This window comes from Nocardia sp. MH4, assembly GCF_019266065.1.
GTDB classification, from domain to species: Bacteria; Actinomycetota; Actinomycetes; order Mycobacteriales; family Mycobacteriaceae; genus Nocardia; species Nocardia canadensis.
This window is the reverse complement of record NZ_LPNR01000117.1, coordinates 1-15,426: the sequence shown is the minus strand read 5'-3', so window position 1 is coordinate 15,426 and position 15,426 is coordinate 1. Positions and strand designations below refer to the sequence as shown.

The following is a 15,426-nucleotide window of genomic DNA, read 5'->3' as shown; positions in this document are numbered from 1 at the left end:
CGGTGGAGGAAACAACCATGTCCCAGGCCGAGGCGCCCGAGCGCACAGGCGACCTACGACCATCACCACCCCAGATGAGTGATCGGCTCCGCGGCATACTGCGCCACGATCTGCCCGCATCAGTGGTGGTATTCCTCGTGGCGTTGCCGTTGTCGCTGGGCATCGCCATCGCCTCGGACGCGCCGATCATGGCCGGCTTGATCGCCGCGGTCATCGGCGGCATCGTCGCTGGTGCCGTGGGCGGCTCGCCGATGCTCGCCAGCGGCCCCGCAGCGGGCCTGACCGTTGTCGTCGCCGAGCTGGTTGCGAAGTTCGGCTGGCAGGTCACCTGTGCGATCACTGTCGCTGCGGGTGTGTTGCAGATTCTGTTCGGGCTCAGTCGAATTGCGCGTGCGGCGTTGGCGATTTCCCCGGTGGTCGTGCACGCCATGCTCGCCGGAATCGGCATCACTATCGCGCTACAGCAGGTGCATGTACTACTCGGTGGAACCTCGCGAAGTTCGGTGTGGCAGAACCTCAGTCAGCTGCCCACGCAGCTGACTCGCCTGCACTGGGGTGACCTGGCGATCGGGCTCATCGTCATCGTGACGCTGCTGTCGTGGAAGAAGATGCCCGGCGCACTGGGTCGTGTCCCCGGTGCCCTGGTCGCCGTCGTAGCCGCGACCGTCGTGTCACTAGTGGCGCCGCTGGGCGTCGAACGGATCGTGATGAACGGGTCGTTGTTCGACGCGATCGCCCTGCCCGCGTTGCCCGACGGCAAGTGGTTGGCGGTAGCGACCGGCGTGTTGACCGTGGCGTTGATCGCGAGCGTGGAGAGCCTGCTCTCAGCGGTGGCAGTGGACAAGATGCACTCCGGTGCGCGGACTGATCTGAATCGTGAACTCGTAGGCCAGGGCACCGCGAACATCGCCTCCGGCATGCTCGGTGGGCTTCCCATCACCGGTGTCATCGTGCGCAGTGCAACCAACGTTGCCGCAGGCGCGAAAACCAAGGCATCGACCATCCTGCACGGTGTCTGGATTCTGTTGTTCTCGGTCCTGCTGGCCGGTGTCGTGCAGCAGATTCCCAAGGCCGCACTCGCCGGACTGCTGATCGTGATCGGTATCCAGCTGGTCAAGCTTGCCCACATCCGCCTCGCCCACCGCACTGGCGACCTGTGGGTTTACCTGATCACCGTGGCTGGAGTGATGTTCCTCAACCTCCTCGAAGGCGTCTTGATCGGCCTTGTCGTCGCGATCGCACTCGTCGTCTGGCGTGCCGGGCGCGCGGACATTCACGCCGAGCCTGTCGGTGACGCGGATTCTCGGCACTGGCGAGTTGTGATCGAGGGAACCTGCAGTTTTCTATCGCTGCCCAAGCTCTCGAGCGCACTGGACTCCGTGCCCGAAGGCGCCGATGTGACGGTCGAACTGACCGTCGACTTCATCGACCACGCTGCAACCGAGGTGCTGCACGAATGGGAACGCCGCCACCGGGAAGGCGGCGGCACCGTCCTCATCGATGAACTCGGTTCCGACACGCTCTCGGCCACCACGCAGGGCCCGCCCCAGCGCGCATCGTCTGCGCAGGCTCGAGGCCTGGAGCCGTGGAAAGCGTGGCAGAACACCGACACCGACCCGAAAGCGTTGCTGTCCGTCGGCCCTCTGCGACCGATGCTCGACGGAATCTCGCGCTATCACCGCCGCCACGCGCCCGTGGTCCGCGCCCACCTCAACGAACTGCGCGACAGCCAAGCCCCTACGTCACTGTTCCTGACGTGCGCGGATTCGCGGGTGGTACCCAATGTCATCACCCACAGTGGACCTGGCGACCTGTTCACCGTCCGCAACGTCGGCAACCTGATACCCGCCGATCTCGCCGACACCTCCGTCGAAGCGGCACTGGCCTTCGGGGTGGAGGAGCTCGCCGTCTCCTCGATCATCATCTGCGGTCACTCCGGTTGCGGTGCGATGGGTGCTCTGCTCGGCGACGCCGCGGTGTCACCGAGCATCCGCGAGTGGCTCGACCACGCCGAGCCCAGTCTGCACGCCTACCTCACCGGACACCCGGTCGCCGCCGCGGCCGCTGCGGCCGGATTCGAGGCACGTGACCAGCTGAGCATCGTCAACGTCGCGATCCAAGTCGACACCGCGCGTCGGCATCCGGTCGTGGCCGCGGCTGCGGCCACCGGGCAGGTGCACATCGCCGGATTGTTCTTCGACATCGCTACGGCCACCGTGTGGCACGTCGGAACCGGCACAGTCGAACACCACGACGAGCTCACACCGGACACTGTGCACGTCTGATCGAGCATCGCAACGGCCGGGCTCAGGCGTCCACCGGGACGCTTGAGCCCGGCTCCGAGGGAATGGGCACGGCATGCCGCCGCGACAACGCGTCTGGCCTCTTCAAGATCACCACGGCGTACGATCGGTTGCCGTGTGGCACAGGGTGCGCGTCCCGAGCGTGTGGTGCAGCGCGGTGCTGTTCCTCGCGGGTCTCGTCCTGGCCCTCGGAATCGCGGACTGCAGACTGCTCGAAGCTCGCGACACCGCTTTCACCCCGCATCACCACGCTGCGGCGTTCGCAGACCCCAGCAGTGCGATCGCCGAATCAGGTTGCAGCCACACCGATCTCGACGGTGCGACCCGTTGCCCGCATGGCGGCGTCCGCATAGACGCGGTCCTGACCCGCACCGACGAAACCGGGCATCCGCCACCCGCGGCCACAGACCTGCTGTTCGGCACAGACCCTGCGCCGATGTCCCGGCTACGTGGACCACCGCATTCGAGCGCCGTTCGGGCTGACAGCGGAGCCGATCTCCTCCTCCGGAACTGTATTTGCCGTCGCTGACAGGCAAGCGCCAGGCCGACACCCTCGCGGTGTCGGCCGGTGGTCGTGGCCTGGTCGACACGCTTGGCGAACAGAACGGAAACCTTCATGGACGACGCTTTGCTCGACGATCTGCGCATCACCCCCGCCAACCTGCTCACCACCGGTGCACGGTGCCTGCGGCCGGACGCCTTGGTCGGCAACACCCCGGTGTTGTGGGTCGGGGCTCCGCTGGCCCCGCGCGGCCGCGGGTTCTGGGCAAAACTCGAAGGGGCGAACCCCGGCGGTATGAAAGATCGACCCGGTCTACACATGGTCGAGCGCGCCCGCGCCCGCGGCGAACTCCAGCCGGGCGCGAGAATCATCGAATCCACCAGCGGCACCCTCGGATTGGGCTTGGCTCTGGCAGGTACGTTCTTCAGGCATCCGGTCACCCTGGTCACTGATCCAGGTATGGAACCTCTGATGCGCAGCTTGCTCGCCGCCTACGGCACCCACATCGAACTCGTCACCGAGCCACACCCCGACGGCGGCTGGCAGCGGGCGCGCTGTGACCGGGTCGCCGAACTGCTCGCCGCCGACCCGACAGCATGGTGCCCCGACCAGTACAACAACCCCGACAACGTAGACGCCTATGACTCCTTGGCGCTCGAATTGGTCGCGCAACTGGGCCGCGTCGATGTCCTCGTCTGCTCGGTGGGCACCGGCGGGCATTCCGCCGGCATCGCCCGAGTACTGCGCCGATTCCACCCGCACTTGCAGTTGATCGGCGTCGATACCATTTCTTCGACCATATTCGGACAACCGGCGGCGACCCGCCTCATGCGCGGGCTCGGCTCGAGTATCTATCCCAGCAACATCGACTACGACGCCTTCGACGAAGTGCACTGGGTCGCGCCTGCCGAAGCCGTCTGGGCGGCTCGTGCCCTGGCAAGCACCCACCATGCCACCGGCGGCTGGAGCGTGGGTGCGGTCGCCCTGGTCGCGGGTTGGGCAGCGGAGCAATACTCGGCTGAAACCCGAATCGCAGCCGTGTTCCCCGATGGCCCGCACCGCTACTACGACACCGTGTTCAACGACGATTACTGCCACCAGCACGGGCTGCTCCACCACAACCCGCCGATCGAGCCCGCCACCATCGCACATCCCACCGATCACGTGGTTCAGGCATGGACACGCTGCACCGACGTCATCGACCCACGGCGACTGGAACCGATTGCACCGCAGCATTTCTCGTGGAGCGCGCGATGATCGAAATCGTCCGCAGCTTCGGCAGCTACAACAAGGTCACCCGCATGCTGATGATCAATCAGTTCGCGATCAACCTCGGCTTCTACATGTTGATGCCCTACCTGGCCGGCTATCTCTCCGGATCGCTCGGCCTCGCCGCCTGGACAGTCGGGCTGGTGCTCGGCGTACGAAACTTCTCCCAACAGGGAATGTTCCTGATCGGCGGAACCCTCGCCGACCGCCTCGGCTACAAACCACTCATCGTCGCGGGCTGCCTGCTGCGAACAGCGGGCTTCGGGCTACTGGCCGTCGTCGAAACACTGCCAGCACTGCTGATCGCCTCCGCCGCAACCGGATTCGCGGGCGCTCTGTTCAATCCGGCGGTACGTGCCTATCTAGCTGCCGAGGCCGGTGAACGCCGGGTTCCGGCCTTCGCGATGTTCAACGTGTTCTACCAAGCCGGAATTCTGGCGGGCCCACTGGTCGGAATCGCCTTGCTGGCATTGGATTTCCGCGTGACCGCCGCAGCGGCCGCCGGTGTCTTCGCTGTGCTGACCATCGGACAACTGGCAGCTCTACCTTCTGGTCGTGGAAAACCCGTCATCGACCGAGTATCGGTCTGGAAGGATTGGGCGAGCATCACATCGAACCGCGCCTTTATGTGGTTCGCGGTAGCGATGACCGGCTCCTACGTCCTGTCTTTTCAGGTGTATCTGGCATTGCCATTGCACGCCGAGTACATCAGCGATGGTGCCGCTGCACCGTTGGTGGCCGCGTTGTTCGTTATCAACGCGACAGTCGCTGTCGCGGGCCAACTTCGGATCACGCGGTGGTTCGAGGCCCGTTTCGGCAGCAGACTCGGGCTGGTGGTCGGCGTGGGCACACTCGCCGCCGCCTTCTTGCCGTTGCTGCTGGTGCCGGACCCGGGCCGGTTCGGTCCCGCTGCGGCGATCATCGCGTTGCTGGTATCAGCGGCAATCCTGGCGGTAGCCAGCGTCGCAGTCTTCCCGTTCGAAATGGACACGATCGTCTCACTGTCAGGCGGACGTCTAGTGGCAACACACTACGGGTTTTACAACACCATCGTGGGAATCGGAATCCTGCTGGGCAACCTCGGGACCGGTGCGTTGCTGGGCGCTGCCCATCGTGCCGGGCTCGACGCGCTGGCATGGGCAGGACTCATCGTGATTGGCGCGATCACCACGACAGCGCTCGGCCTACTCAACAGATCCGGAGCACTCGGCAGAGCCGAATCGCACACCAAACCCCTGATCAGCACATAAGATTCGCCGCCCCGGACGAGGCGAACGAAACATGCACATGGTCGTAGTGATTCTGGGTCGGGCTACCACGATCCTCCATGTACGACCACCCGCCGCCATCGTTGTAACGCTGCTGCCAGATCACGTAGTTGACGCCGAACCGCGCCTTGTTGGCCAGAACAAAAGCAGCGATCGCATCGCCCTGGGCCGGATTCGGCGTCATGATGTCGAGCGCGAGACCAGCGCCGTGATCACCGTCGTAGCGCCCCTGCGCGCCACCGATGTCGGAAATCCCGAACATCTGCTGCACCATGTTGCTGACCTGCGCGACATGCGGCCGAGTGCCCTTCCACACCGTTCCGCACGGGGATTTCGCCTTGAGGGCAGACAGTTTCGCCTCTTCGTCGTCGGCGGCGACCGGGGGCAACCCCGGCCCCGGCTCCGGCGCGTCATGCGCCAAAATAGGCAGCGTATCGAGCTCGATCGCCGTCGGCGCTTGCGGCGCAATCGCGCTGACCTGCTGCACCTCAGACCCACTCGGCCGCAACGCCATCCAGATCATCGCGGGTACGGTCGCGGCGAGGCTGCAGACAACCAGGGAGGCGCGGCCTGTGGGCGCCGCAGGAGTGCGATGTTGACCGGACGTTTCAATCACCAGCTAGCGTCGAAATGGAACTCGCGCAATATTACGAAATGGTCGCGAGATTGTCACGCGAGGCGGCGAGCGTGGAGGCGCACTTCGTTGAGCAGGCATCGTGGATATCGGGTTCTTGCGGGGTCACCTTGGCACTGGCGAGTCGCTGGACCACACCCGTGATCCAGCGATGACCACGTGTGGTCAGTCGAACACGGTGGGTAGGTCTGGTTTGTTCCAGTGCTCGTGGAGAAGCCGGATTTGAGTGTCGAGTACACGGGTGGTCGACAACTCGGGCAGGTTGTCGATATCGAACCAGCCGATTTCCATAGTCTCGACGGGGCTGGGTCGGCCGTGGGAGATGGTCTCGCACAGGAAGAACAGCTTGTACACGTGGTAAGGGAAGGCGGGCTGGTGGCCTTGGACGTCACGATCGTGCAGGGCCACGAGCTTGCTGGCGCGCACCGTGATTCCGGATTCTTCCTCGACTTCGCGTTCGACTGTGAGCGAGGGAGGTTCGAGTACATCGCACCAGCCGCCGGGCAAAGTCCACCTTTCGTCGCTGCAGTCGCGGATGAGCAGGATGCGGCCCTGGTCATCGAAGACGCCGCCTCGGACGTCGACTTTTGGTGTCATGTATCCCTTTTCGAGGAACACGTTCTTCTGCAGGTCCTCGACGGTGCTGTTGCTGATGAGGGCGAGCAGGTCCGCAACGATCTGTTCGGCCTGTTCGTAGCGTTGCCGGTCGAAGACGTTGGTGGCGAAGACGAGCCCGTTGTGCGCGAGGGCGGCCAGTGGTGCAGGCGACGGACGCGGTATGCGGCGAGATCACGGTGCCCCACCACGTTCGGCACGTCGGCGGTGCGGAATGTGAACGTATCGCTGCTGCGCAGGCCGAGGCGGTGGCCGCGCTGTTGAATTGGCTGCGGGATCGTGGCGATATCGATCCATGCTGAAGCCCGTGTCGACCTGGTTCCCGGTCGTTGTCGGCTGACGGTTCGTGTCAGGAAGCGGTTCATCCTGCGCGTTTGCGGCGACGATGGGGTTTGAAGGACCTTACGGTTCCCCAAGGGATCGAACCTGTGACGCTAAAACTAGCCCTCCGACTGCGGAAACGCAGGTGGAGGGTTGCGCCCCGGCAGGACACACAAAACATGGGCAGCTGGAAAACGCCTGGTCATCGTGGGTTCCTATTCGATCTGACGATCGCGGTCTGCCGGTACGGATAGGTTCCTGGTCCCATGTTCGATGTTGCCCCGCCGTGGGCACATCGAACATGGGACCGCGGATGACCTGTAATGGTCTCTGCCTGACTCCAGATGAGCCCCCGGACACTCCAACGACGCCTTGACACGAAGTCGCCACCAGTTGGCGCACCGAGTTCGAGGTGGTGCGGGGCAGAGGAGGCGCGGCTACTGGCAACAAGGCTTGTCGCGCCGTTGCCACCCGGCTCGGCTATCGCGACGAGCGGAGCTTGCGCAGGGCCCAGCAAAGATGGTCGACCTCGGAATCCGATCACGGCCTGCGCGAGCGCACGCCGAACGGTGTGAGTCCGCGGGGCTTGTAGATCGCCAAGACCATCGCGCAAACGAGGAACAGCGCGGCGGCGGCCGCATGGATGACGAATGTCGGAGCGCGCAACTCGTCGAGGGTGGTTTCCGGGCGTGCGGCGATACCGGCGTAGTGGTCGACAGTGCGGGTGTACAGCAGCAGGATCACGGTGGCGACAACGTTGAGCACAAGCTTGAACAGCACCCAGTAGTGCCTGACCAATCCCCATGGCGTGCCCAGAGATTGAACGATCCCGGTCAGCAGCGAAGCCACCGATAGCGGTATCAGGACCCACACGGCCATAGGTCGGGCCACGAGGTCGATCGCGCGCACCAGGTTCACGTCGGAGCTGGTGAGCCCGATGATCGCCAGGACCAGGAAGGCGACGACCGCGCCCAACCACCCGACCGAGGCGCTGACATGCACGGTCAAGGCCAGCTTGCGCACAGCCGGGCGCATCGATGTCACCGCGCGTACTCGGTGGAGACGCTGAGCTCTGCTGAATTCATGTGCCTACCTGGTCCGTGCTCACCGCCGCCGATGATCAGGCCGACTACGAGCAGCGCGACGAGGATCGCGATGACAATGCCGGTCACTTTCACCCAGCGGGGAGTGTGTGAAGCGGGACGTGATCGTGGAGTTGGGTCGGTCATGGGTCTATTCTCCCGGTTGTCTACTTTTTCAATACAGTATGTATTCACTATCGACGGAATGTCTAGGTTGATGTCAGAACGTATACTCGGGAGGTGCCGAAGTTGTGGAGTGAGACGATCGACGAGCACCGGCGCACGGTGCGTGGGTCGATCCTCGACACGACTGCGCGGTTGGCGATCGAGCACGGGGTGTCGTCGGTGACCATGTCCCAGATCGCTGAACAGGCAGGCATCGGGCGGGCAACGCTGTACAAGTACTTTCCTGACGTGGGCACGATCCTCGGCGCTTGGCACGAGCTGCAGGTCGGCAAACACCTGCAGCAACTGGTGGCAGCGGGCGAAGCGGAAGATGATCCGTCACTGCGCCTGGATGTCTTGCTGAGCACCTACGCGAGGATCCTTCGAGAGGCCCGCCGTCATCACGACACCGATCTCGGCGCGCTCGTCCACCACGGCGCAGCCCACGTTGCCCATGCGGAAGAACAGCTGCTGCAGTTGATGGCAGACGCGGTAGCCGCGGCTGCCGCTGTCGGTGTGGTCCGGGCAGATGCGCCCGCTGCTGAACTGGCCAGCTATTGCCTGCACGCTCTAGACGCTGCGGTTTCCCTGTCATCGGACGAGGCGGTGCAACGCCTGCTCGGGATTATTCGGGCAGGGTTAGCTCCCGCGTGAGCAGCCTTCGGGTCTGCGTGAGCAGGGAAGCTCGCCGCGACCACCCGCCCGCTGAGTACATCGGGCGGGGTAAACAGTCGGCGTGTCGTGGGCTCGTGCAAACCCTCGGGAGGAAGGGCAAGCATATTCTCAGCAATTGAGGGTATATCGCGAGCGTGGGGGCTCACGCGAGGAGGTGAGCGCGATGCCCGAGATGTGTATGCAGATGATGAATATGCTCAGGGACATGTGGAACATGATGTTCCCGAATATGCCCATGTGAATCAGTGCCCGACGCATCAGGCGCCATTGCAGTCCAGGTGGGGACCTGGTCACCGAACACGCTCGGGGACCGGGTCACCTAATTATGCTGTGCGTCGCAGGCCCTCGATGTGCTTTCAGCGTGAAATCCTGTTTCTCCAACTCTGAGGAGCTCGCAATGTCTCGATGTTCGGTGATGAGTCGGCGGCTTATTCCCGTTGTGGCTCTGCTCGGGCTGGTCGCCGCGGGCTGCGGCGATAACGATGATTCCGGCGGCACCGCCGAGCCTACGTCGATGCCCGGTATGTCGATGCCCGGTATGACGGCAAGTTCGGCCAGCGCGACCCCTGCCCCGGCCGGCACCTTCAACGATGCCGATGTGACGTTTTTGCAGATGATGTACCCCCACCATGAACAGGCTGTCCAGATGGCGGACTTGGTGCCGTCGCGGTCCCAAGATCAGCAGGTGATCGACCTCGCCGCCGAGATCAAGGCAGCTCAGGCGCCCGAGATGACCCAGATGCAACAGATGCTCGAGAGTTTCGGAAAGTCGGTACCGTCAGGCGGCGACCCGATGGGACACGACATGCCCGGAATGATGTCTCCCGAGCAGATGTCGTCGCTGGAAGGTATGTCCGGACCCGAATTCGATCGAATGTGGCTCGAGATGATGATCGACCACCACAACGGAGCGATCCAGATGGCGCAGACCGAAATCGCCTCGGGAGCTAACCCCCAAGCCAAACAGATGGCCGAAACCATCGTGAGCACACAGCAGCGTGAAATCGACCAGATGACGGCGATGCTCGCGCAACGGTGACCGCTAACCCGCGACGCTCTGGGCGGCCTTTGTTTTCGTCGGGGCGGTGAGTAGAGCTGCGATGACGGCGGCGACAACAGCGGCAATGGCGGCGCCGGTGAATCCGTCGGTGAAACCGGCGAGGGTATCGCCGATGAGACTGGCGGCTGCCGCACTGGAAACAGCTGCGGCACCGAGTGAAGCGCCGAACTCGTGGAATGTGCTGACGATGCCTGCGGCGATACCTGCCTCGTGCGGGTCGACCTGACCGAGCGCGGTTGCGGAGGCCACGACGAACAGGGCGCCGGTTCCGGCCGCAGCGATCGTCACACCCAACGTCACGGTGACCGGGGACATCGACAGGGCGGGTACCGCCATCCCGATCGCCGCGATGACCAGACCGGCGACGGCGAGTAGGCGAACGCCGAGGCGGGCGAGTATCCGGCCGGTGAGGTTGGCGCCGAGCATGGTTGCCAGCGCTACCGGCAGAAACAGCAGTCCGGTCTGCAGTGCGTTGTATCCGCGTGCGTTCTGGAAGTAGAAGGTGCCGAGGAAGAACACCGCGATCATCAGCGCTGTCGCGATCGTGATCAAGAAGGTACCGGTCGCGACGGGGCGACGGCCGAGCAGTGCGAGATTCATCAGCGGTGAGCGGGCGGTCTTCTGCCGTGCCGCGAATGCGAGGTAGCCGATCGCCGCGAGCAGGGTGAGCCAGCCGGTGGTGGCGGAAAGCCAGCCGTGTTCGCCTGCGGTGATCAGGGCGTAGATCAGGGCCGTCGATGAGGCTGTGACCAGCAGTGCGCCCAATATGTCGAGGTTGGCCGACCCCGCGGCGGGGCGCTGATCGGGCAGCATCCGTGCGAGCCCGACGAGGATCACCAGCCCGATCGGCACATTGATGAAGAACACCCACGCCCAGCCGGGGCCAGCGGTGAGCACACCGCCCAGCAGCACGCCCAGCGCTGCGCCGCCGCCACCGAGCGCGGACCACACGCCCAGGGCCTTGTTGCGTTCCTCGCCTGCGAACAGGGTGACGACCAGCGACAGTGCCGCGGGCGACAGCAGTGCCGCGCCGACACCTTGAGCCACGCGCCCGCCCAGAAGCAGGGGCGCCGATTCGGCGAATCCTGTCACCAGTGATGCCGCGGTGAAGATCAGCAGGCCGGACAGGACCACCCGCTTGGGTCCGATCAGGTCGGCGATTCGTCCGCCCAGCAGCATCAATCCGCCGAAGGCGAGCGTGTAGGCGCTCACCGTCCAGGTCAGTGCTTCGCGGCTCAGATCGAGATCGATCTCGATGTGGGGCAACGCGATCGCTACGACGGTGATGTCGAGGATCAGCATCAACTGTGCTGTTCCGAGCAGCGCGAGGATGCGCCATCGCAACGGGTGTCCAGCGCTGTTCGGTTCGGATATCTGGAGGGTGTTGTCGTGCGTCATCGTCAACCTTTCTTACTAACTCGTATGGGTCGGTACGAGTTATGTGAGCCCAATGTAACTCATACACACCTATACGAGCTAGGGTGTTGGGGTGTCGAAATCCAGCACGGCCGGGCGTCCGCGACGGCGCGCCGATGCCGAACGAAGCATCGCCAGCATCGTGGCCGCGGCGCGCGAACGGCTCAGCGTCGATCCCGATGCGAGCGTCGACGACATCGCCACAGCGGCCGGGGTGGGCCGGATGACGGTGTACGGGCATTTCCGTAACCGCCCGGAACTCGTCGAGGCCGCGATGGCCGAGGCACTACGAGTCGGCGAAGCGACCCTTGCTCAGGTCGATCTCGACGGTGACGCACAGGGCGCCCTCACCCGGCTGCTCGCGTCGAGTTGGTCACTGATCGCCGAGTCGGCGGCGCTACTGGTGGCAGCCCAAGGCGTACTGCCTGCGGGCCGCCTGCGGGAGCTGCACGCCACACCGTCACAGCGAGTCGAGGAGCTCATCCGTCGCGGCCAGGATCAAGGTGTGTTCCGCACCGATCTTCCGACCAGTTGGCTGGTCAGCGCCGTGCACTACGTCCTTCACGGTGCCGCGGAGGAGGAGCGGGCCGGGCGGATCCGTACCGAAGAGGTCGCGCGGGTCGTCGCCGCAACCGTGCGATCGATCTTGATAGCCCCTCGGCCGGACGAGGTTTCGCTGTGACGAACCGCGAGCGGTGGTTGCGGATCGCTCTCATCATCGTGGGGATCGGGTTCCTCATCGGGCTCTACCCCATGTTCACCCTCTGGGAATCAGGGTTTCGTTGGCAGCCGCAGCATCCTCGGTACGAGCACATGATCACCGCGATCTACGCGGTTCTCGGTGTATTCNAGGCTGGGTTGGCGGTCACCCGACGAGTACGAAGCCAGCTACCATGGCCGGGTTCCAGCCGGAACCAGGTAATTCGCTCTCCGGCTCAGCGGGGGAACCTCAATGTTGCGGCCGTGGTTTCGCGCCGCGCATCGAAAATGCGGCGGCGAAATTCGGCGGATAGTTCGGGGTCGGCGGCGAGATCGCCGACCACGGCAGGCAGGGCACGCCCCAATGCAGTGCCCGACAGCGAACGCACCAAGGTTGTCAGCCCCGCGACCAGATCCGCGCGGAGATCTCCGGTTGAGGTTCCTCTCGCCATTCCGGTCAGCGACCACCAGCAAACCACGAGCCTCCGACACGATGAGCGCTGTCAACTGTCCGTACAGTCCCCCTCGCACCCTGGATTCGAGGAATTGCTACAGATTGATTTCGAGGGCTTGAACGTGGCCACCCGCAGCGACGGGGCCGGTGACGGTGGCCCCGAGTCGGGTTGTCGCGTCGGCGAAGTAGCGCATCGCCCCACTGGCGGTGACACGCTCTCGCCAACCGGTGGTACGGCAGTACCCGGCAGCCGACATCGCCTGGTCGAGTCCGTCGAGGTCGGCCGACACATCTTGCGCCGGTTGCAGGGTCCTCGACCAACTTGCGCTGGTTCGACCGCCGAAGGAGCCGTTGGCAGAGTGAACGAAGACCTCGCAGAAGTAGACATCGACAGCAACATCTCCGACGTCCAGCCGGGCGATGACGTAGAGATCGACTTGTGCCGTCATCGCTCACGCCCGAAACTCACATCGATGAACCACGATGTCTCGGCGCTACCCGAGGCATCTCGGGTGGCCGAGGTTGCCCCGCAGCAGGTAGCGTCACCAGCACCTCGAGAGGCCCGCCGGGCGACGCCGCAGCGATATCGGGCTCTGGCGATGTGCCGCAGTCGCCGCACCGTCGGCAACAGGGAATCGATGGCGACCTCGCTTTCACAACGAGGTGGACCAAATGATATGGAAGAAGTCATCTGAGGGCCCCTTTTCAGAATATGCATGCAGCGTTTTGTCGACAGCACGTGAATACTGACCCCCGCGTGGCATCTGAAATCTGACCCCCTTGGTCAGTCACCCTGGCTCAAACCGAGCCAGGGAGGACGAAGGGATGCTAGCCGTGGAAGATTGGGCTGAGATTCGTCGTTTGCACCGGTCAGAGGGCGTTCCGATCAAAGCGATCGCCCGGCTGATGGGCGTTTCCCGTAACACCGTGCGCGCCGCCGTGGCCTCGGACAGGCCACCGAAATACCAGCGACCCGCCAAAGGCTCGATCGTGGACGCGGTCGAGCCGCAGATCCGCGAGTTGCTCAAGGTCTATCCCGCGATGCCCGCGACGGTGATCGCCGAGAGGATCGGCTGGACCCGCTCGATCCGCGTGCTGTCGAACCGGGTCGCCGATCTGCGCCCGGCCTATCTGCCGCCGGACCCGGCGTCGCGGACCGCCTATGTCGCCGGTGAGATCGCCCAGTGTGATTTCTGGTTCCCGCCGATCGAGGTTCCCGTCGGGTTCGGGCAGGTCCGCGGCCCGAAACAATTACCGGTGTTGACGATGGTGGCCGGCTACTCACGCTGGCTGATGGCGATGCTGATCCCGACCCGGCATGCCGAAGACCTCTTCGCCGGGTGGTGGACCCATATCTACCGATTAGGTGCGGTGCCAAGAGTTTTGGTGTGGGACGGAGAGGGAGCGATCGGCCGGTGGCGCGGCGGTCGCAGCGAACTGACCGCCGATTGCCAAGCATTCCGCGGAACGTTGGGCGCGAAAGTTATCGTTTGCAAGCCCGCCGACCCGGAAGCGAAAGGCATGATCGAACGAGCTCACGACTATCTCGAGCGGTCGTTCCTGCCTGGCCGAACTTTCACCGGCCCAACCGATTTCAACAACCAACTCGGAGACTGGCTCGAGTTGGTGAACGCTCGACCGCGACGAGCGCTGGGATGCGCGCCGAAAGACCGGATCACCGGCGACCGCCAAGCGATGCTGACGTTGCCGCCAATAGCACCAGAAACTGGGTGGCGGCGATCAGTCCGGCTGCCGCGCGATCACTACATTCGGTTCGATTCCAACGACTATTCGGTGCATCCCTCGGTCATCGGTCGCCGCATCGAGATCGTCGCCGACCTGGCCCAAGTGCGGGTGTTCTGCGAAGGCAGGGTCGTCGCCGACCACGAACGGATCTGGGCATGGCATCAAACCCTGTCCGATCCCGACCACGTCGAGGCAGCGAAGATGTTGCGGCGCAGCAGGATCGGTGTCCTCCGACCGGGCGTCGAACCGCAGGTCGAACAGCGGTGTTTGACCGATTACGACACCGCGCTGGGCATCATCGATATCGAAGGCGGGGTGGCGTAATGCCTGCCAGAGCTCGGTCATCGACCGCGAAAGCCTCTACCACAACAAGTGATTTCGCTGCTGAGTTGAATTTCTTGACTCGCGCGTTGAAGGCGCCGTCGTTGCGCGAGGCCGCGCAACGGTTACCCGAACGCGCCCGCGCGGAGAACTGGACCCATGAAGAGTTCCTGGTCGCCTGCCTGCAGAGAGAGGTCTCGGCCCGCGAGTCCCATGGCGGCGAAGGCCGCATCCGGTCTGCTCGGTTTCCTTACCGGAAGTCGTTGGAAGAGTTCGACTTCGATCATGCGCGCGGGTTGAAACGCGATGTGATCGCCCATCTGGGGACCCTGGACTTCGTCACCGCGAAGGAGAACGTGGTGTTCCTGGGGCCGCCCGGGACCGGGAAAACTCACTTGGCGATCGGGTTGGCGATCCGCGCGTGTCAGGCCGGACACCGGGTCGCGTTCGCGACCGCGGCCGAATGGGTCGCCCGTCTGGCCGAGGCCCACCACGCGGGCCGGTTGCAGGCTGAGTTGATCAAGCTCGGCCGTTACCCGTTGTTGGTGGTCGACGAGGTGGGCTATATCCCGTTCGAGAACGAGGCCGCGAACCTGTTCTTCCAGTTGGTGTCCTCGCGTTACGAACGCGCCTCGCTGATCGTGACGAGCAACAAGGTCTTCGGCAGGTGGGGCGAGGTCTTCGGTGATGACGTCGTCGCCGCGGCGATGATCGACCGCCTCGTTCATCATGCCGAGGTCATCGCTCTCAAAGGCGATAGCTACCGGCTCAAGGACCGCGACCTCGGTCGAGTGCCTTCTGCCAGCACAACTGAAGACTGAAACCATCAATCCGACCGGCCGGAGGGGTCAGAATTCAGGTGCCGAAAAGTGTTCAGCTTTCGCATGCCGTTGACA

At 64.2% G+C, this 15,426-nt stretch carries 15 protein-coding genes and 1 pseudogene; 9 read left to right on the top strand and 7 right to left on the bottom strand.

Features of this window, described 5'->3' with window-relative positions; all coding sequences use genetic code 11:
- Positions 1-17: 17 nt before the first annotated feature.
- From ATM97_RS25960 to ATM97_RS25950, 3 genes are all read left to right on the top strand, one after another.
- The gene (locus ATM97_RS25960) at positions 18-2,285 is read left to right on the top strand and encodes a bifunctional SulP family inorganic anion transporter/carbonic anhydrase (RefSeq protein ID WP_218720812.1); all 2,268 of its coding nucleotides are present in this window, start codon (positions 18-20) and stop codon (positions 2,283-2,285) included.
- 634 nt (positions 2,286-2,919) lie between these two features.
- Complete coding sequence (locus ATM97_RS25955) at positions 2,920-4,062, top strand: PLP-dependent cysteine synthase family protein (RefSeq protein WP_218720811.1); 1,143 nt, start codon at positions 2,920-2,922, stop codon at positions 4,060-4,062.
- Entirely contained in the window at positions 4,059-5,324 is a 1,266-nt protein-coding gene (locus ATM97_RS25950) for an MFS transporter (RefSeq protein WP_218720810.1), read from the top strand. Before ATM97_RS25955 ends, ATM97_RS25950 begins: the two co-directional genes overlap by 4 nt.
- On the opposite strand, the gene ATM97_RS25945 is transcribed toward ATM97_RS25950, so the two are convergent.
- The 4 genes from ATM97_RS25945 to ATM97_RS25930 form a co-directional block, all read right to left on the bottom strand.
- Positions 5,314-5,865 (bottom strand): hypothetical protein, encoded by a 552-nt coding sequence (locus tag ATM97_RS25945; protein WP_084503834.1) that lies wholly within the window; start codon positions 5,863-5,865, stop codon positions 5,314-5,316. The genes ATM97_RS25950 and ATM97_RS25945 overlap by 11 nt on opposite strands.
- 276 nt (positions 5,866-6,141) lie before the next feature.
- Positions 6,142-6,732, bottom strand: a complete 591-nt coding sequence (locus ATM97_RS25940; RefSeq protein ID WP_255588452.1) for an NUDIX hydrolase N-terminal domain-containing protein — start codon at positions 6,730-6,732, stop codon at positions 6,142-6,144.
- 720 nt (positions 6,733-7,452) lie between these two features.
- Complete coding sequence (locus ATM97_RS25935; RefSeq protein ID WP_218720809.1) at positions 7,453-7,947, bottom strand: DUF2269 domain-containing protein; 495 nt, start codon at positions 7,945-7,947, stop codon at positions 7,453-7,455.
- A gap of 5 nt (positions 7,948-7,952) precedes the next feature.
- Positions 7,953-8,084 carry a hypothetical protein gene (locus ATM97_RS25930; protein ID WP_255588428.1) on the bottom strand — a complete coding sequence of 44 codons (132 nt, stop codon included), beginning with the start codon at positions 8,082-8,084 and terminating at the stop codon, positions 7,953-7,955.
- A gap of 150 nt (positions 8,085-8,234) precedes the next feature.
- Between ATM97_RS25930 and ATM97_RS25925 the strand changes: the two genes are divergently transcribed.
- Together ATM97_RS25925 and ATM97_RS25920 are read left to right on the top strand one after the other, a co-directional pair.
- Positions 8,235-8,813 carry a TetR/AcrR family transcriptional regulator gene (locus ATM97_RS25925; RefSeq protein WP_218720807.1) on the top strand — a complete coding sequence of 193 codons (579 nt, stop codon included), beginning with the start codon at positions 8,235-8,237 and terminating at the stop codon, positions 8,811-8,813.
- 460 nt (positions 8,814-9,273) lie between these two features.
- On the top strand, positions 9,274-9,873 hold the full coding sequence (locus ATM97_RS25920) for a DUF305 domain-containing protein (protein ID WP_308248616.1): 600 nt from the start codon (positions 9,274-9,276) through the stop codon (positions 9,871-9,873).
- Positions 9,874-9,876: 3 nt separating this feature from the next.
- On the opposite strand, the gene ATM97_RS25915 is transcribed toward ATM97_RS25920, so the two are convergent.
- Positions 9,877-11,292, bottom strand: coding sequence for an MFS transporter (locus ATM97_RS25915; protein WP_218720806.1), 1,416 nt, complete (start codon positions 11,290-11,292; stop codon positions 9,877-9,879).
- Positions 11,293-11,452: 160 nt separating this feature from the next.
- Here ATM97_RS25915 and ATM97_RS25910 point away from each other — a divergent pair, with 160 nt between their 5' ends.
- Together ATM97_RS25910 and ATM97_RS35090 are read left to right on the top strand one after the other, a co-directional pair.
- On the top strand, positions 11,453-11,992 hold the full coding sequence (locus ATM97_RS25910) for a TetR/AcrR family transcriptional regulator (protein ID WP_308248615.1): 540 nt from the start codon (positions 11,453-11,455) through the stop codon (positions 11,990-11,992).
- Positions 11,989-12,189, top strand: a pseudogene (locus tag ATM97_RS35090) (DUF6632 domain-containing protein); the annotation flags it as partial. The gene ATM97_RS25910 and the pseudogene ATM97_RS35090, both read left to right, overlap by 4 nt.
- A gap of 56 nt (positions 12,190-12,245) precedes the next feature.
- Here the strand turns inward: ATM97_RS35090 and ATM97_RS25905 are convergent.
- Positions 12,246-12,461 (bottom strand): TetR-like C-terminal domain-containing protein, encoded by a 216-nt coding sequence (locus ATM97_RS25905; protein WP_218720804.1) that lies wholly within the window; start codon positions 12,459-12,461, stop codon positions 12,246-12,248.
- A 97-nt stretch (positions 12,462-12,558) separates the two neighbouring features.
- Positions 12,559-12,912, bottom strand: a complete 354-nt coding sequence (locus tag ATM97_RS25900) for a hypothetical protein (protein WP_218720803.1) — start codon at positions 12,910-12,912, stop codon at positions 12,559-12,561.
- Between the two features lie 376 nt (positions 12,913-13,288).
- Here ATM97_RS25900 and istA point away from each other — a divergent pair, with 376 nt between their 5' ends.
- Both istA and istB read left to right on the top strand, forming a co-directional pair.
- Positions 13,289-14,533, top strand: a complete 1,245-nt coding sequence (gene istA / locus ATM97_RS25895; RefSeq protein ID WP_218720802.1) for an IS21 family transposase — start codon at positions 13,289-13,291, stop codon at positions 14,531-14,533.
- Positions 14,533-15,351, top strand: coding sequence for an IS21-like element helper ATPase IstB (gene istB / locus ATM97_RS25890; protein WP_218720801.1), 819 nt, complete (start codon positions 14,533-14,535; stop codon positions 15,349-15,351). The genes istA and istB overlap by 1 nt, the downstream gene beginning before the upstream one ends.
- Positions 15,352-15,426 lie beyond the last annotated feature (75 nt).